18 protein-coding genes are annotated in these 16,355 nt (G+C 66.8%); 9 read left to right on the top strand and 9 right to left on the bottom strand.

What is annotated here, in order from left to right:
* Window positions 1-61 precede the first annotated feature (61 nt).
* A complete protein-coding gene (locus OQ789_RS09495; RefSeq protein WP_324685236.1) occupies window positions 62-433 on the top strand; it encodes a DoxX family protein in 372 nt (123 codons plus the stop codon).
* A 63-nt stretch (window positions 434-496) separates the two neighbouring features.
* Here the strand turns inward: OQ789_RS09495 and OQ789_RS09490 are convergent, their stop codons facing one another.
* Window positions 497-1,195 (bottom strand): TetR/AcrR family transcriptional regulator, encoded by a 699-nt coding sequence (locus OQ789_RS09490; RefSeq protein WP_324685235.1) that lies wholly within the window; start codon window positions 1,193-1,195, stop codon window positions 497-499.
* 405 nt (window positions 1,196-1,600) lie between these two features.
* Here OQ789_RS09490 and OQ789_RS09485 point away from each other — a divergent pair, with 405 nt between their 5' ends.
* The 3 genes from OQ789_RS09485 to OQ789_RS09475 are packed head-to-tail and all read left to right on the top strand — an operon-like array spanning window position 1,601 to window position 2,762.
* Window positions 1,601-2,125, top strand: coding sequence for a VOC family protein (locus OQ789_RS09485; protein WP_324685233.1), 525 nt, complete (start codon window positions 1,601-1,603; stop codon window positions 2,123-2,125).
* A complete protein-coding gene (locus tag OQ789_RS09480) occupies window positions 2,122-2,631 on the top strand; it encodes a carboxymuconolactone decarboxylase family protein (RefSeq protein WP_324685232.1) in 510 nt (169 codons plus the stop codon). The genes OQ789_RS09485 and OQ789_RS09480 overlap by 4 nt, the downstream gene beginning before the upstream one ends.
* 14 nt (window positions 2,632-2,645) lie before the next feature.
* Window positions 2,646-2,762, top strand: coding sequence for an SDR family oxidoreductase (locus OQ789_RS09475; protein ID WP_324685231.1), 117 nt, complete (start codon window positions 2,646-2,648; stop codon window positions 2,760-2,762).
* 139 nt (window positions 2,763-2,901) lie between these two features.
* Here the strand turns inward: OQ789_RS09475 and dnaB are convergent, their stop codons facing one another.
* From dnaB to OQ789_RS09435, 8 genes are all read right to left on the bottom strand, one after another.
* On the bottom strand, window positions 2,902-4,278 hold the full coding sequence (gene dnaB / locus OQ789_RS09470; protein ID WP_324685229.1) for a replicative DNA helicase: 1,377 nt from the start codon (window positions 4,276-4,278) through the stop codon (window positions 2,902-2,904).
* A 540-nt stretch (window positions 4,279-4,818) separates the two neighbouring features.
* Window positions 4,819-5,277 carry a 50S ribosomal protein L9 gene (rplI, locus tag OQ789_RS09465; protein ID WP_324685227.1) on the bottom strand — a complete coding sequence of 153 codons (459 nt, stop codon included), beginning with the start codon at window positions 5,275-5,277 and terminating at the stop codon, window positions 4,819-4,821.
* A 30-nt stretch (window positions 5,278-5,307) separates the two neighbouring features.
* Window positions 5,308-5,562: a 30S ribosomal protein S18 gene (gene rpsR / locus OQ789_RS09460; protein WP_003874730.1), complete on the bottom strand. Its 255-nt coding sequence runs from the start codon at window positions 5,560-5,562 to the stop codon at window positions 5,308-5,310.
* Window positions 5,563-5,604: 42 nt separating this feature from the next.
* Window positions 5,605-6,126, bottom strand: coding sequence for a single-stranded DNA-binding protein (locus OQ789_RS09455; RefSeq protein ID WP_324685225.1), 522 nt, complete (start codon window positions 6,124-6,126; stop codon window positions 5,605-5,607).
* 126 nt (window positions 6,127-6,252) lie between these two features.
* A complete protein-coding gene (gene rpsF / locus OQ789_RS09450; RefSeq protein ID WP_007771721.1) occupies window positions 6,253-6,543 on the bottom strand; it encodes a 30S ribosomal protein S6 in 291 nt (96 codons plus the stop codon).
* 162 nt (window positions 6,544-6,705) lie between these two features.
* Window positions 6,706-8,367 (bottom strand): glycosyltransferase family 87 protein, encoded by a 1,662-nt coding sequence (locus OQ789_RS09445; protein ID WP_324685436.1) that lies wholly within the window; start codon window positions 8,365-8,367, stop codon window positions 6,706-6,708.
* Window positions 8,368-8,381: 14 nt separating this feature from the next.
* Complete coding sequence (locus OQ789_RS09440; RefSeq protein WP_324685221.1) at window positions 8,382-11,003, bottom strand: transglycosylase domain-containing protein; 2,622 nt, start codon at window positions 11,001-11,003, stop codon at window positions 8,382-8,384.
* Entirely contained in the window at window positions 10,996-11,430 is a 435-nt protein-coding gene (locus OQ789_RS09435) for a DUF5318 family protein (RefSeq protein ID WP_324685219.1), read from the bottom strand. Before OQ789_RS09435 ends, OQ789_RS09440 begins: the two co-directional genes overlap by 8 nt.
* A gap of 122 nt (window positions 11,431-11,552) precedes the next feature.
* Between OQ789_RS09435 and OQ789_RS09430 the strand changes: the two genes are divergently transcribed.
* From OQ789_RS09430 to OQ789_RS09410, 5 genes are all read left to right on the top strand, one after another.
* Window positions 11,553-12,431 carry a DUF1707 domain-containing protein gene (locus OQ789_RS09430; RefSeq protein ID WP_324685217.1) on the top strand — a complete coding sequence of 293 codons (879 nt, stop codon included), beginning with the start codon at window positions 11,553-11,555 and terminating at the stop codon, window positions 12,429-12,431.
* Between the two features lie 146 nt (window positions 12,432-12,577).
* Complete coding sequence (locus tag OQ789_RS09425; RefSeq protein WP_163714125.1) at window positions 12,578-13,120, top strand: PadR family transcriptional regulator; 543 nt, start codon at window positions 12,578-12,580, stop codon at window positions 13,118-13,120.
* A gap of 57 nt (window positions 13,121-13,177) precedes the next feature.
* Window positions 13,178-14,275: an inositol-3-phosphate synthase gene (locus OQ789_RS09420; RefSeq protein ID WP_324685216.1), complete on the top strand. Its 1,098-nt coding sequence runs from the start codon at window positions 13,178-13,180 to the stop codon at window positions 14,273-14,275.
* Between the two features lie 188 nt (window positions 14,276-14,463).
* Window positions 14,464-15,420 carry an alpha/beta hydrolase gene (locus tag OQ789_RS09415; protein WP_324685215.1) on the top strand — a complete coding sequence of 319 codons (957 nt, stop codon included), beginning with the start codon at window positions 14,464-14,466 and terminating at the stop codon, window positions 15,418-15,420.
* Between the two features lie 15 nt (window positions 15,421-15,435).
* The gene (locus OQ789_RS09410; protein WP_324685214.1) at window positions 15,436-16,248 is read left to right on the top strand and encodes an LLM class F420-dependent oxidoreductase; all 813 of its coding nucleotides are present in this window, start codon (window positions 15,436-15,438) and stop codon (window positions 16,246-16,248) included.
* Window positions 16,249-16,355 lie beyond the last annotated feature (107 nt).

The following is a 16,355-nucleotide window of genomic DNA, read 5'->3' as shown; positions in this document are numbered from 1 at the left end:
GTCACATCCGGCGCCCGTCGTTCGTCTAAAAGTGGTCCGCTCACAAGGGGAAGGAAGAAAAATGAATGCTGCGCTGTGGGCCGCACAAATCGTCCTGGCCGGGGCATTCGCCCTGTCCGGCACCGCCAAAATCACCCTCAGCCGACAACGGCTGTTGGACACCGGTCAAACCGGCGTCGCCATGTTTCCCATGCCGGTCGTGCGTTTCACCGCTGCGTCGGAAATACTCGCAGCGGTAGGACTGATCGCGCCCGGGCTTACGGGGCTTGGACTGATCTGGACGCCGCTGGCAGCGGCAGGCCTGTGCGTAGTGATGATCGGGGCGGCATGGGCCCATACTCGCCTGCACGAACCCCGCGCGGTCGCGGTCAACATCGTGCTGTTCGGTCTAGCACTATTCGTGGCGCTCTGCCGAGCGGCGCTGCTGCACTGAGTCGCTCGAGCAGCGCCAGACGCAGCAACTCGCCGGTGTGGAATCAACGAGCCCGGGCCCAGATTACCGAGCGTCGGGTCCGTGTCGGCGTTGCACGGCGCCGGCTGCCGAGACCGACTGTCCGCCAGAGGTTTCGGCAGCTTCGCGGGCTAAGTCCTCGAGGCCACGCAGGATGAGGTGTATTCCGAAGTCGAATTCGTCCGTGTGGTCACAGACCGCCAGCAGGTGTGCCGATTCGGCCGCGTAGCGCAAACCGGCGTCCCGCAGTTCGTCGCGGCGCTCGTGCAGGCCGCCGAGGTCCTGTCCGCTGAAGGTGGGGCCGACCGACACTTCACGCAGCACGGTGCCGACCAGGAAGGCGAACACCGCACGGAAACCGCGCACTGACTGCTCGGGTGTCAGGCCCGCCCGCCGCAGCACACCGAGAGCGGCGTCAGTGTTCGCCAGGCTGGTCATGGAACCGAGCTCGCGGGTCAACAGCAGCGTCGCCGCTCGCGGGCGACGTGCAGCGGCCCGACGAAAAGCGTTGGCGCCCGCCAGCATGTCGGTCTGCAGATCGCCCGTGGGCTCAACGGATTCCAGATTCTCCAAGAAGTGCAGTGCGATGCCATCAAGGAGCGCCTCGCGGCTGTCGACGTAGTTATACAAGCTCATCGGGTCCACCGCGAGTTCGACCGCGATGCGGCGCATGGTCAGCGCGTCCGGACCGAGTTCCTCGAGCAACCCGGACGCGACCTCCAGGACCTTGTCGCGGGACAGCACCGGGGCTCCCCGCGGTCGTCCGCGTCGCGGAACCGACTTAGACCGTGCTGCCCGGTGCCGCTCACCTGCCATGGCCGCCATTCTCCCAACACTCTCGGAAATCTACGCCGTAGGTATTGCTTTAATCTACACCGTAGATTTACGGTAGAGCGAGCCAACGCTGAGTTGCAACAAATGCACGCGCCGGCACCCGTTGGGTTCGCGATGTCGAGGAGTGCCGGTGACGGTCCAGCGCTACACATCACTTGTGGCTACGTCACGATCCCGACTGTCATGCTGCGAGCCGATCGGGAAGGCAATACGCGAGCACCCACCGGGGGGGTTCGGCACCGGCCTCAACCTCAACTGTCATCAATTCGCCCTGCACTTCGATCATTGCGGCGGCAACGAACTAGAGAGGATTCCATGAGCCAGTTATTCGGCCGGATAGCGCAAATCGGATACGTCGTTCGCGACATCGAGGAATCGATGCGGCGCTGGGTCAGCTACGGAGTGGGGCCGTGGTTTTACGTCGAGAACGTCGCTGTCGACTACTTCAGATACCGCGGCCAGGACTCGGCGCTGGAAATGAGTGTGGCACTCGCCAACTCCGGCGATGTCCAACTCGAACTCATCCAGCAGCGCAACAACGCGCCCTCGGCATACCAAGACTTCATCAAGTCCGGCCGCGACGGCGCCCAACACATCGCGTACTGGACACACGACTTCCAAGGCCTGTACGACCGGGCCCTCGAGTCCGGGTTCACCGTTTTGCACGAGGGATCGATCGGCGGCGAAAAGGGCCGATTCGCCTACTTCGACACCGAATTCGACCAAGGCACAATTATCGAGATCAGTGACATCAGCGGGCCAAAGGGCCAGCTGTTCAAGTACATCCGCGACATCGCCGCCGGCTGGGACGGCACCGACCCCATCCGGGTGATCGGATGACCACGACCCCGATGCCCTACCCCGACCTGAACGTCCTACCATCCGAACTACGCGAGGCGGTCGAAAGCCGCGGATCGATCAACGTCTACCGCATGGTCACCCACAGCCCCGGGCTGGCGCCCTCGTTTCTGACGATGGCCACCGACATGTTCCTCCGCAACGAACTCCCGCCCAAGTGGCGGGAGCTGGCGATACTGCGCGTGGGATTCCGATACCGTGCCGGCTACGAAACCCACCATCACGTCGCGATCGGGCGTGCAATCGGGCTGAGCGACAAAGCAATTGCCGCCGCGGAATCCGGCAATACGGACGGGCTCGATGATGACGCGGCCACCATCGTGCGACTGAGCGATTTGCTGCTTGACAACCACACCCTCAGCGAGGCCGAGCGCGCCGAGGCGCTGGACGTATTCACCATCGACCAGCTGGCGGCATTTGTGCTCACAGTGGGCTTCTACCAACAGGTTTGCAACTTCCTGAACGTCTTCGGCGTCACCCCTGAATAAGAAGGCGGGCAGCTGTGAGCCGGGGGCGTCTGCAGGACAGGATCGGCTACACCGCGCAATTCCTCGCCTCCGACGAAGCGCGGTTCATCACCGGCGTGACCATCCCTCTCGATGGCGGTTTCCTCATCTGAATCGGGCCGCGATCGTACGGCCGCTCTGCCCGGCACTGAACTCCTGCGCGGCATGTGGTTGAGCCTCTGCACCAACGAATACCGGCGGCGCCAGCAGTACAGAGGACCGCGAGGCTCTACAAGCCCCGATGAACGCCGACTACCTCGCCATGTTGGTGAACCGCGACAAATGCAGCTGATGCGCGACAGTCACCGTCTTGGTGGGGCCGTTACGGTGTTTGGCGAGAATGAAATCCGCCTCTCCCGCGCGTGGATCGTCGCGCTCGAACGCGTCCGGCCGGTTCAGCAGGATCACCATGTCCGCATCCTGCTCCAGTGACCCCGACTCACGCAGGTCCGACAACATCGGCTTCTTGTCGGTGCGCTGCTCGGGTCCGCGGTTGAGCTGGCTGATCGCGACGACGGGAACCTCGAGCTCCTTGGCCAAAAGCTTGAGTTGGCGCGAGAATTCCGACACCTCGAGCTGCCGCGACTCGACCTTCTTCCCCGACGACATCAGCTGCAGATAGTCGACCACGACCAGGCGCAGATCGGACTTCTGCCGCAGCCGGCGCGCCTTGGCGCGGATCTCCATCATCGTCAGGTTCGGTGAGTCGTCGATATACAATGGCGCCTCGCTGATTTCGCTCATCCGCCGCGCCAGCCGCGTCCAGTCTTCGTCGCTCATGCGACCGGACCGCATGTCGGCGAGCTTGATCTTCGCTTCCGCCGACAGCAGTCGCATGACGATCTCGGACTTGCTCATCTCCAGCGAGAAGATGACGCTGGCCATGCGGTGCTTGATCGAGCACGACCGCAAAAAATCCAGTCCTAGCGTCGATTTGCCCACTCCAGGCCTGGCCGCCACGATGATCATCTGCCCCGCGTGCAGGCCGTTGGTCACCTCGTCGAGCTCGGTGAAGCCGGTCGGCACGCCACGCGCGACGCCCCCGTTCGAGGCGATCGCGTCGATCTCGTCCATGGTCGGCTGCAGCAGATCCTCGAGCGGGACGAAATCCTCGGACGTGCGCCGCTCGGCGACCTCGTAGATCTCGGCCTGCGCGCGGTCGACCACCTCGGCCACGTCGGCGCCCTCGGCGCCCGCGTAGCCGTACTGCACGACCCGCGTACCGGCCTCCACGAGGCGCCGCAGGAGCGCCTTCTCGGCCACGATGGTCGCGTAGTAGCTCGCGTTGGCCGCGGTCGGCACCGTCGAGATCAGCGTGTGCAGATACGGTGCCCCGCCGATGCGGCGCAACAGGTTGCGGCGGTCCAGCTCGGCGGCGACCGTCACCGCGTCGGCCGGCTCGCCACGTCCGTAGAGGTCCAGGATCGCGTCGTAGACATTCTGATGGGCGGGGCGATAGAAGTCGCCGGGCCTTAGCCTTTCCAGCACATCGGCGATGGCGTCCTTGCTCAGCAGCATGCCGCCCAGGACGGCCTGCTCGGCCGCCAGATCCTGCGGTGGCTGTCGCCCGAAGTCCTCGCTCGGCGGCGAGGAATCCATGCTCGACGCCAAGTCATCGACGACCGCCACGGATTCCCTCCTCCCCTGAGTCACGCATCCGAACGTATATTCGATATTCGACGTTGAGCGTAGGTCAAGGTCCCGACAACCTGCGCCTCACAGCACCCACACGCCCGGCGCCGGGACGACGTTAAACGTTGCTGGCCACTAGGCAAAGGGGGTGCTGTTCATGAAGCTGTGCATCGTGTGTGCATATCTGTCGACACCTGTGTTGAGCGGGGTGTGGAGAACCTGTGGATTAATGCGAACGGTGGGAACATCGGTGCAGATACCGGCCATACAACGCCCTCGAATTCGTGTGGACAAGAATCTCTCCGGCGTGTCGGGCCAGGTTACTGCCCCGGGCGTGTTGGTTTTCCGCCGCGTTTTCCCAGCGTTACGGGCCGGTAAAGCGGGCCGGCGAAATACACCCCAGAAAGTGTTCGCCAGGGAGCTTGTCCGCGACCCGCATCAGCCGAATGCGGCCGGGCAGGTAGCACACACACACACACACAAAGCCCGGCGGCGACTCATCGGGGCCACCGCCGGGAAAGCGTCAACGACGGGCGGTCAGCCCTGCGCGACGACCTCGAGCGCGACCTCGACGTCGACCTCGGGGTGCAGGTGCACCGCCACCGGGTGAGTCCCGAGGGCCTTGATGTGCGACTTGGGCAGCCGCACGATCCGCTTGTCCAGGTTGGGCCCGCCGGCCTTCTTGATCGCCGCGACCACATCGCCGGCGGTTACCGAGCCGAACAGCTTGCCGGAATCGGCCGCGGTCTTCACCGGCAGCGAGACCGGACCGAGCGCCTCGATCGCGGTCTTGAGTTCGTTCGCGTGCCCGAGGTCGCGCACCGCCTTGGTCTCGCGCGCCCGGCGGATGTCGTCGGCCTGCCGCTGCGCGCCGCGGGAGGCGACGATCGCCATGCCGCGCGGCAGCAGGAAGTTGCGGCCGTAACCGTCCTTGACCTCGACCGTGTCGCCGACCGAACCCAGGTGGTCGACGTCAGCCGTCAGAATCAGCTTCATCGTTTCGTACTTTCGGTAGGCCTGCGGCGACTATCGCGCCGAGGAGGTGAAGGGCAGCAGTGCCACCTCGCGGGCATTCTTTACCGCGATGGCGATGTCGCGCTGGTGCTGCACACAGTTGCCGGTGACGCGCCGCGCGCGGATCTTGCCGCGCTCGCTGATGTAGGTGCGCAGCAGCGCGGTGTCCTTGTAGTCGATCGCTTGATCCTTCTTGGCGCAGAACACACACTTGCGTGCCTTGACCGGCTTTTCCGGAGCCGGCCGGCGCTTGTTGGACTTGGCCATGTCTGTCTTTCTTTCCGTTCTCTGTTACTGAAGTTTCGTGAATCAGAAGGGCGGTTCGTCGTCTCCGCCACCGAACGAGCCCGAGGCGGGCGCACTGCCCCACGGGTCGTCCGCGGGTGCGTTGCTCGCGGGCGCCGACTGCTGGCGAGATCCGCCGCCACCACCGCCACCACCGAAGCCCCCGCCGCCACCGCCGCTGCGGCTGGCCTTGTTGACCTTGGCGGTGGCATACCGCAGCGAGGGTCCGATCTCGTCGACCTCGACCTCGAACACGGTGCGCTTCTCGCCTTCCCGGGTCTCAAAGGAGCGCTGCTTGAGCCGGCCCGTGACGATCACCCGGGCACCCCGCGTGAGGCTTTCCGCGACGTTCTCGGCGGCTTCCCGCCAGATGTTGCACCGCAGGAACAGCGCCTCGCCGTCTTTCCACTCCCCGCTCTGCCTGTCGTAGATCCGGGGTGTCGACGCCACGGTGAAGTTCGCGACGGCGGCACCCGACGGGGTGAACCGCAATTCGGGGTCGGCGGTCAGGTTTCCGACAACAGTGATAGTGGTGTCACCGGCCACAGTTTCCTCCTCGGTCCACGCTGCTTCTCGCCGCTCGGGTGGTGGGTGTCATGAGCGTACTTTCGCTGAGCTCCCCACAGCCTAGGCAGCTGCGCCGACACGAAGCGCGCGGCGCAGCCAAGGCTGTTAGTGCTTGTCGGTGCGCATCACCTTGGTGCGCAGTACCGACTCGTTGAGGCTGAGCTGGCGGTCGAGCTCGGATACCGTCGCCGGCTCGGCTTTCAGGTCGACGACGACGTAGATGCCTTCGGCGTGCTTGGCGATCTCGTAGGCCAGGCGGCGCCGGCCCCAGATATCGACCTTGTCGACGGAGCCACCATCCTTGCGGACGACGTTGAGGAACGTCTCCAGGGACGGGGCCACGGTGCGTTCGTCGAGCGTGGGGTCAAGAATGACCATGATTTCGTATGGACGCATGGAAACCTCACCACCTCCTCTGGTCTCAAGCGGCCACGGACATTCCGTGGCAGGAGGGTCGCCTGCGTCGGCAACCGCACCAGGCTACCGGATAACGGGCTGACCAGAAAAATCCGGCCATCGGGGCAACATCGCAACGGCCGGGCGTTCTGCCGGCGCGCGCTACGCCTGCCCGGCGGCGCTCGCCACGGCGGGTTGCTCGTCGGCGTGCCCGGACTCCTGGCCGGTCGGGCGGCGCGACCCGGCCGGCCGCAGCCAGTCCGGCAGCCACCCGGGCGGGTCGTCGGGTGCGCGGTCGAACGGTCCGCCGCCCGGATCGTCCACCCGCCCGCCCCATCGCACCAAATCCTCCCCAGGACGGTAGATTTGGCGAATCACCAACGCGCACAACACGATAACCGCGATGTCGCGCAGCAGCACCGTCGTGGTGAAGAACTGCTCGGGCAGCGAGCGGTTGGGGTTGCCGTACAGGTAATACATCCGCGGCACCCACACCAGCGCGTCCACGGTCATCCACGCCAGCAACACCCGGCGATGCGGCAGTGCGAGCACCGCCAGCGGCACCAGCCACAGCGAGAACTGCGGGCTCCACACCTTGTTGGTCAGCAGGAAGGCCGCAACCAGCAGGAACAACAGCTGCGCCACCCGCGGCCGCCGCGGTGCGGTCAGCACGATGAACGCGATTGCAACGCAACACGAGATGAACAGCACCGCGACCACGGTGTTGAGCACCGTCGGCGGCTGCCAGAACCCGAGCCTGGAATCGAATCCCCGCCAGCCGGTGAAGGACTTGATCACGTTGTACAGCGAGTCCATGTCGTCCCCGCGACGCGTGTTGAGCCGGAAGAACTCCGACCAGCCGCGCGGAAAGAACACCAGCACGGGCACGTTCACCAACAGCCAGGTCGCCGCGGCCGCCACCGCGGTGCGGACCCACGCGCGCAGCCGCCCGGTCCGGATGCCCAGCAGCAGCATCGGCCCCAGGAACAGCAGCGGATACAGCTTGGCCGCGGCGCCCAACCCGATCAGCACGCCCGCCGACACCGGTTTTCGCCGCGCCCAGGCCAGTAGCCCGGCCATCGCGAATCCCGTTGCCAGCGCATCGAAATTCGTGAATGCCTGAAAGATCAATATCGGCGAGCCGGCCACCAGGGCCGCATCCCAGATCCGTCGCCCGGCCAGGCCCGCGCTCGCCCACACGGTGGCCAGCCATGCGAGCGCCAGCCCGAATGCCGCGACGTTGAAGAACATCACCACCTCGGCCACCACCGGAAGCGGGCCAAGCTTGCTCAGCGCGGTGTAGGTCTTGGCCAGGGCCATCGACACATACTGATAGACCCCGGTCAGCACCGGATACTCCATGTAGCGCACCGCGGGCCTGCCGTCGTAACGGATCTGCTGGGCACCGCTCGAGTCGGTCTCGACCCAGCTCGACTTGTAGGGAAACTTGCCCTGGCTCAACAACTCTGCGCCGTAGAGCGGCACGATGTCGGAATAGCACAACTCGTAGTACGCGCGCTGGTTGTCCCAGTTCGCCACCCGCTGATCAGCCGTTCCGGTGCCGGTGCTCTGCAGACACGCCGACTTGGTCGACCAGCCCAGCGCCAGGAAGACCAGCGCGATCATGAACATCACCCGCAGCGGGGTCATCAGCCGGGTCCGGCCGATCAGCGCGTGCCGGCCCACCGGTCCGCCGACGACGTCGGCGAGCGCGGCGCCCAGGAAGTCGTTGCGGCTCGGGCAATCCCGGTTGTCGGCGCTGCGCCGGTCCGCGGCCGCCCGCTGCGGTGATGTGGTGGCGCCATGCTCGGCGGCGCCGGTCACGGCGGAGGCGTCGGTCACGGCGCAGGCGGCGGCGCTTGGGGACCGCCCGGCGGGACGCCACCGCCCGGGGCGCCACCAGCGGGGCCGCCCGGCTCCGGCCCGCCCGGCGCGCCGCCGGGTGCCGGTGGCGCCGCGGTGATCGTCGTGGGCGGACCGACCGGGATGGTGATGCCCGGCGCCACTTCGATGGTGGGCTGGATGACGGTTTCCGACGGCGGCGGGGGCGGCGGGGGCGCCACCGGCACGCCCGCGTAACCGCCGATCTCCGTCGGCTTGGGGAAGGATTCGTTGGAGTTGCCCTTGAGCGCGCCGTCCATCGTGGACTTCCAGATGTCCGATGGCAGCCCCGAGCCGTAGACCGGTCCGCCCGAAGCCGTGACCAGCGGGCTGTCTCCTTTGACCGTGCCCACCCACACGGCCGTCGACAGCGACGGCGTGTAACCCACCATCCACGCGTCCTTGTTCGAGGTGGTGTCGCCGAGCTGGGTGGTGCCCGTCTTCGCCGCCGACGGCCTGCCGCCGGCCAGGGCGTGACCCCGCGAATAGCTGGCGATCGGCGCCATGGCCGCGGTGACGTTGTCGGCGACGGCCTTGGGGATGCGCTGCTCGCCCTTGTTGTCGGAATTGGCGGCGTCGAACAGGACCTGGCCGTCGGAGTTGACGACCTTTTGCACGAAGTGCGGGCGGTGGTAGACGCCGGAGGCCGCCAGGGTGGCATACGCCGAGGCCATGTCAAGGACCCGGGTTTGGTACTGGCCCAACACAACTCCGTTGTTCGGCGGTCCGCCTTTGCCGTCTTCGGACAGGGTGTGGTCCACCCCCGGGAAGCCGGCGGCGACGCCGGCCTGGTGTGCTGCGTCGGCGACGGCCTGCGGTCCTCCCTTGAGCTTGAGCATCAGCCGGTAGTAGGAGGTGTTCAGCGACATCTTCAGCGCCTGGGCGAGGTTGCACGTCCCGCAGCTCTCGCCCTCGACGTTGGTGATCTTGATGCCGTCGACCGTCAGCGGCGAGCTGTCCACCTGGTAACCCAGGCCGATGCCCTGCTCGAGCGCGGCGACCAAGGCGAACACCTTGAACGACGACCCGGTCTGCAGCCCGGCCTGAGCGAAGTCGAACCCGTTGGCGTCGGTGCCGCCGAAGTACGCACGTATCGCGCCGTCGTGGGGGTCGACCGAGACCACCGCCGATCGCATATCGGGGTCTTGGCCGTCGAGGTACTTCGACACCGCCTTCTCCGCCGCCTGCTGGGCCTTCGGGTCGATGGTGGTGGTGACCTGCAGGCCCTGGGTGTTCAGGGTCCGCTCGTCGATGTTGAACAGCTCCATCAACTCTTTGGTCACCTGACGCTCGATCAGCCCGTTGGGTCCGGTCGTCTGGTTCTGTGCGCGCGCCTCATCGGGCGGCACGGTCGGCGGGAACTCCTGTGCGGAACGGTCGCTCGGGGACAACGCCTTGGTTTCCACCATGCCGTCGAGCACCCACGCCCAGCGGGCGCGGGCCCCCTGCGGGTCGATCGCCGGGTCCAGTGAGGACGGCCGCCGGATCAGCGCGGCCAGCAGCGCGCCCTCGGAGACCGTGAGCTGTTCGACGGGTTTGTTGAAGTAGGCCTTGGCCGCGGCCGAGATCCCGTAGGCGCCCCGCCCGAAGTAGATGATGTTCAGATAGGCCTGCAGCACATCGTCTTTCGACCACTCCCCCGACATCTTGGTGGCGATGACGAGTTCCTTGGCCTTGCGCATCAGGCCGCTGATTCCGTGCTGGGCCGAACCCACCAGCGCGTTCTTCACGTACTGCTGGGTGATCGTCGACCCGCCCTGCAGGTCGCCGCTGCCGAACAGGTTGTTGTTCAGCGCGCGCACGAATCCGCTCAGGTCGAATCCCGGGTTGGAGTAGAAGTTGCGGTCCTCGGCGGCGATCACCGCCTGGCGCACATGCACTGGCACCTGGTTGATGTTGACGTCGACCCGATTGCCTTCCGGCGGAATGATCTTGGCGATCTCGGAGCCGTCGCTGGCCAGGATGGTCGAAACCTGGTTGGTGCGAAGGTCACCCGGCTTGGGGATGTCGACGATGAAGTACGCCATCGCGAACGTGACGATCGGCAGCAGCACCAGCACCGCCGCGCCGATGTACGCCCCGCGCCGGACCCACAGCCAGTTGATCCGCTCGGTCCATGCCCAGTCGCGCCACGGCGGGATGGGCCGCCCACCGGAGCCACCGTCTCCCCCCGGGCGCGGGGGCCGCGGCGGAGGGGGCGGGCCGCCGGACGGGCCACCGCCGAGGCCGGCCCGCTCGCGCCGGCCCGGCGCCGGACGCCGGGCATCCAGTGCCGCCTTGACCTCGTCGAGCGCGTCGCGCCGCAACGGAGTCGACGGCGGGCCGGCGAGTGCGGCCTTGACTTCCTCGATGGGATCGGCGCGCCGGGGCGCCCGGTCGTCGGTGACCGGCGGCAGGATCGTCGTCATCCGATCGTCGGGCGGGGACTGGCGCCGACGGCTGATCGCCGGCGGCGCCTCCCGGCGTTCGGGCGCCCGGGGGTCGGCGTCCGGACGCTCCCCAGCACTCTTCCCGCCACGCTCAGTCCCCGGCCCACGTTCATCTCCGGACGACTGGCTATGGCGCCCTTCGTTATTCAATGGCCGTGCGGGCGTTGTTGCGTGCCGTCCGCGAACGGCCGGTGCCTCGGGGAGGAGGTGCCGTGCGCGCCGCTCCGAGCACATATGACTTCACGAGATGGTTCCAGCTGCAGGTCCGGCATACCTCGACCACATGGACGGCGAACTCCTCGAAGCGGGTCGCCAGCATCACCAACTCTTCGGCCGTGCGCGCCGAGCCCGACACCGCGCCGAGGTGCTCCCCGAACACCCACGACACCAGCGTGAGTTGCTCCTTGCGGCAGATCGGACACATGACCTGACTGGGCTTCCCATGAAACTTGGCGGCGCGCAGCAGATACGGGTTCGCGTCACACACCTCGGACACACCGGTGCGGCCCGAGTACACCTGGGCCAGCAGTGAGCGCCGCCGGAGCGCGTAGTCCACCACCTGTCGCTGCAGTCGCACGCCCACCAGAGTACGTCTCGATCCCGACCGTGGATACGCAACCGAACCGTGGCGCTCCGCCCGGGGCCCTCGACGGTGGTGTTCCGCGCCGAACCGGGATCCGGACTTCTACGATCGTCCCCGTGGCGAAATGGCTGGGGATCCCGTCGGCCGGCGGGGTGCCGACGACGACCCGTGCCAAGGACACCGACCGCCAGGACACCTGCACGGTCCTGGACGGCGCCCTGGCCGACGGCGAGCTCACCGCCGAGGAGCACCGGCAGCGGGTCAGCGCGGCCACCAAGGCGGTGACATTGGGCGACCTGCGCGCCCTGGTGGGCGATCTGCAGTCGAGCGCCGGACGGCAACCGCCCGACGTCGACGCGCGGCCGAAGGGAGCGCGAGCCCGCGGGTGGGCAGTGCCGGCCGCCGCCCTCGTCGCGTCGGTGGTGCTGGGCATGGGCATCGGGTGGGGGCTCTCCGGGAACACCCGCTCGCCGCTGGACTTCACCACCGACCCGGGGGCCAAGCCGGACGGGGTGAGTGCCGTGGTGCTGACACCGCCCACCCAGCTGCACTCGGTCGGCGGGCTCACCGGGCTGCTCGAGCAGATGCGCCGACGATTCGGGGACACCATCGGCTACCGGCTGGTGATCTACCCGACCTATGCGGCGTTGGACCGCCCGGACCCCGCCGACGACCGGCGGGTGCTGGCCTACACCTACCGCGGCGGCTGGGGCGATCCGACCAGCTCGGCCAAGAGCCCCTCGGACGGTCCGGCGCCCGTCGACCTGAGCAGATTCGACGTGACGAAAACCGTGGGCATCATGCGTGGCGGCGCCGAGACCCTGCGCATGAAGGCGTCCGACGTCAAAACCGCCTACCTGATCGTCGAGCCGGCGACCGACCCGACCACGCCGGGCGCGCTGTCCCTGTCGCTGTACGTCTCCAGCGATTACGGCGGCGGGCACATCTCCTTTTCCGGCGACGGCACCGTCAAGCAGCTGATTCTGCCGTCGTAACGGCGCGTTCGACAGCCGTACACCGCGGCGAACTGCGGGCCAACAGTCGGTGGTGTTGTGGCTAATATATCGAGACGATACGATTGCGCGAGGCGTCGGACCGTCGTAACCAGCCGCGCAAATCTTTCATCAGGGAGGTGATTCGATTGCTGGAGCTTGCCATCCTGGGTCTCCTGATCGAATCGCCCATGCACGGCTACGAGTTGCGGAAGCGGCTGACCGGTCTGCTCGGTGCGTTCCGTGCGTTCTCGTACGGATCGCTCTACCCGGCCCTGCGGCGCATGCAGGCCGAAGGGCTGATTGCCGAGAACGCCGCCCCGGCCGGCACGCCGGTCCGGCGGGCACGGCGCGTCTACCAGCTGACCGACGAGGGCCGGAGGCGCTTCGGGGAGCTGGTGGCCGACACCGGCCCCCACAACTACACCGACGACGGCTTCGGGGTACACCTGGCCTTCTTCAACCGGACTCCGGCAGAGGCGCGGATGCGCATTCTGGAAGGCCGCCGCCGTCAGGTCGAGGAAAGGCGGGAGGGTCTGCGTGAAGCCGTCGCGCGGGCCAGTAGCTCGTTCGACCGCTACACCCGTCAGCTTCATCAATTGGGGCTCGAGTCCAGTGAACGCGAAGTCAAGTGGCTCAACGAGCTCATCGCTGCGGAGCGGGCTATGCCCGGCCTCTCCGAGCAAACGTAATCCCCTGCACGAAAACCAGCATCCCAGTCAGTGGTCAGAGGTTAGGAGAACGCCCATATGAGTGAGCAGTACGCGCCAGAGACGCAGTCGGAGGTACGGGTCGCCATTGTCGGCGTCGGTAACTGCGCGTCTTCGCTGGTTCAGGGCGTGCAGTACTACTACGACGCCGACCCCAACAGCACCGTGCCGGGCCTGATGCACGTGAAGTTCGGTCAGTACCACGTCCGGGACGTGAAGTTCGTCGCCGCGTTCGACGTGGACGCCAAGAAGGTCGGTTTCGACCTGTCCGAGGCGATCTTCGCGTCGGAGAACAACACCATCAAGATCGCCGATGTGCCGCCGGTCAACGTGACGGTGCAGCGCGGCCCGACGCTCGACGGCATCGGCAAGTACTACGCCGACACCATCGAGGTGTCCGACGTCGAGCCCGTCGACGTGGTCGCGGCGCTGCGCGAGGCCAACGTCGACGTCCTGGTGTCCTACCTGCCGGTGGGTTCGGAAGAGGCGGACAAGTTCTACGCCCAGTGCGCGATCGACGCCGACGTGGCGTTCGTCAACGCGTTGCCGGTGTTCATCGCCTCGGACCCGGTGTGGGCCAAGAAGTTCGCCGACGCCGGTGTGCCGATCGTCGGTGATGACATCAAGAGCCAGGTCGGCGCGACCATCACCCACCGCGTGATGGCCAAGCTGTTCGAGGACCGCGGCGTGCAACTCGACCGCACCATGCAGCTCAACGTCGGCGGCAACATGGACTTCCTCAACATGCTCGAGCGCGAGCGGCTGGAGTCCAAGAAGATCTCCAAGACCCAGGCCGTCACGTCGAATGTGCAGCGCGAGTTCAAGACCCGCGACGTGCACATCGGCCCGTCCGACCACGTCGGCTGGCTCGACGACCGCAAGTGGGCCTACGTGCGGCTAGAGGGCCGCGCCTTCGGCGACGTGCCGCTGAATCTGGAGTACAAGCTCGAGGTCTGGGACTCGCCGAACTCCGCGGGCGTCATCATTGACGCGGTGCGGGCGGCCAAGATCGCCAAGGATCGCGGTATCGGCGGCCCGGTGATCCCGGCGTCGGCCTACCTGATGAAGAGCCCGCCGCAGCAGCTGCCCGACGACATCGCGCGCACGCAGCTCGAAGAGTTCATCATCTCGGGCTAAATCCTTTCTACCGATCGTGCGGTGAGGTCGCGCTGTTGCGGCTTCACCGCACTTTCGTTTTGCGGGGCTTTTCGGTCACGCCAGCATTTTGCGGGGCTATTCGGTCACGCCAGCATTTTGCGGGGCTATTCGGTCACGCCAGTGTGACGCTCGGTGTCGAGAGCCACGCCAACGTGACGCTCGGCGCTATGTGCTGTAGGCCGATTGTGACGGCGCTAGTGTCAAAGATCGTGACCGAAGTATCTGAGGACCGGCTGGCGGAGTTATCTGAATTCGCGCTGTTACAAGAAAACGCCGAGCAGGCCGGGGTCTCCGGTCCCCTGCCCGAGGCCGAGCGCGTCGAACACGGCGCGGGTGACAACAAGATCAGTGCCCTGCGCTGGGGCAGCACTCCCCCGCGGATCGTGTTCGTGCACGGCGGCGGCCAGAACGCGCACACCTGGGACACCATCGTCGTCGGCGTCGGTGAACCCGCGCTGGCGGTCGACCTGCCCGGCCACGGCCACTCCGGCTGGCGCGAGGACGGCGACTACTCGCCGGTGCGCAACGCCGACACCCTGCTGCCGATCCTGCGCGAACAAGCCGCCTCGACCGACCTCGTCGTGGGCATGTCGCTGGGCGGACTGACCGCGATCCGGCTGGGCGCGGTGGCGCCCGAACTGGTCAAAGAGCTGGTGCTGATCGACGTCACCCCGTCAGCGCTGCAACGGCATTCCGAGATGACCAAGGAGCAACAGGGCACCGTGGCGCTGATGCACGGGGAACGCGAGTTCCCCAGCTTTCAGGCCATGCTCGACCTGACGGTCGCCGCGGCGCCGCACCGCGAGGTGAAGGCACTGCGCCGCGGGGTGTTCCACAACTCGCGCAAGCTGGACAACGGCAACTGGGCGTGGCGCTACGACGCCATCCGCACCTTCCCCGACTTCGCCGGCCTGTGGGACGACGTCGACGCGTTGTCCGCACCGGTGACCCTGGTGCGTGGTGGCTTATCGGGCTTCGTCAGAGACGAGGACGCGGCCGAACTCGCCCGTCGCGCAACGCATTTCCGCTCCGCACACGTTGTTGCTAACTCGGGCCACTCCGTGCAGAGCGACCAGCCGCGCGCGCTGATCGACATCCTGCGTGGAGTGCTCGACGCGCGCTGAGCCTACGGTTGGGAGATGACTTCTGAGTTCGGCGTCCGTATCGGTGTGCAGTTGCAGCCGCAACACGCGCCGCGGTACGGCCAGATCCGTGACGCGGTGCGGCGCTGCGAAGACATCGGTGTCGACATCGCCTTCAACTGGGATCATTTCTTCCCGCTCTACGGCGACCCCAACGGTGCGCACTTCGAATGCTGGACGATGCTTGCGGCCTGGGCCGAACAGACGTCGCGCATTCAGATCGGCGCGCTGGTGACGTGCAACTCCTACCGCAATCCGGAGCTGCTGGCCGACATGGCCCGCACCGTCGACCACATATCCGACGGCCGGCTCATCCTCGGCATCGGATCGGGCTGGAAACACAAAGACTACGACGAATACGGCTATGAATTCGGCACCGTCGGCGGCCGCCTGGACGACCTGGCGACCGCCCTGCCCCGGATCCAGTCCCGGCTGGCCGAACTGAACCCGGCTCCCACCCGCGACCTCCCGATCCTGATCGGCGGCAAGGGCCCGCGAAAGACGCTGCGCATGGTCGCCGAATACGGCGACATCTGGCACGGCTTCACCACCGTCGACAGCTATCCGGCCGCCGCGGCCGTGCTGGAAGAACATTGCGCGGCCGTAGGGCGCGACCCATCCACCATCGAGAGGTCGGCCGGCGTCGAGGACAACAGCGGTGTTCGCCGCGGCGAAGACCTCGACGGGTTGATCGCCAACGCCGAAGGGCTCACCGCGCTGGGCGTGACCCTGCTGACCGTCGGCGTGACGGGCCCGGACTACGACCTGACCGCCGCCGAAGCGCTGTGCGCGTGGCGCGACGGCCGTTGAGCGGGCGGGAATCCGCGTCAGGTTGGTCGGCCAAACGCCTTAACCTCGGGGTTAATTCGTGAGAAACTCTCAGCGCTGGATGGCCGTACCGGTGTGAAAGAGACTCG

Origin of the sequence: Mycobacterium sp. 94-17 (assembly GCF_035617725.1) — a bacterium.
Taxonomy (GTDB): domain Bacteria; phylum Actinomycetota; class Actinomycetes; order Mycobacteriales; family Mycobacteriaceae; genus Mycobacterium.
This window is presented reverse-complemented; position numbering and strand designations above follow the sequence as displayed.

Coding starts and splice junctions, on each gene's coding strand:
- OQ789_RS09495 (WP_324685236.1), top strand. CDS start 62: ATGAATGCTGCGCTGTGGGCCGCACAAATCGTCCTGGCCGGGGCATTC.
- OQ789_RS09485 (WP_324685233.1), top strand. CDS start 1,601: ATGAGCCAGTTATTCGGCCGGATAGCGCAAATCGGATACGTCGTTCGC.
- OQ789_RS09480 (WP_324685232.1), top strand. CDS start 2,122: ATGACCACGACCCCGATGCCCTACCCCGACCTGAACGTCCTACCATCC.
- rplI (WP_324685227.1), bottom strand. CDS start 5,277: ATGAAGCTGATTCTGACGGCTGACGTCGACCACCTGGGTTCGGTCGGC.
- rpsR (WP_003874730.1), bottom strand. CDS start 5,562: ATGGCCAAGTCCAACAAGCGCCGGCCGGCTCCGGAAAAGCCGGTCAAG.
- rpsF (WP_007771721.1), bottom strand. CDS start 6,543: ATGCGTCCATACGAAATCATGGTCATTCTTGACCCCACGCTCGACGAA.
- OQ789_RS09420 (WP_324685216.1), top strand. CDS start 13,178: ATGAGTGAGCAGTACGCGCCAGAGACGCAGTCGGAGGTACGGGTCGCC.
- OQ789_RS09415 (WP_324685215.1), top strand. CDS start 14,464: ATGTGCTGTAGGCCGATTGTGACGGCGCTAGTGTCAAAGATCGTGACC.
- OQ789_RS09410 (WP_324685214.1), top strand. CDS start 15,436: ATGACTTCTGAGTTCGGCGTCCGTATCGGTGTGCAGTTGCAGCCGCAA.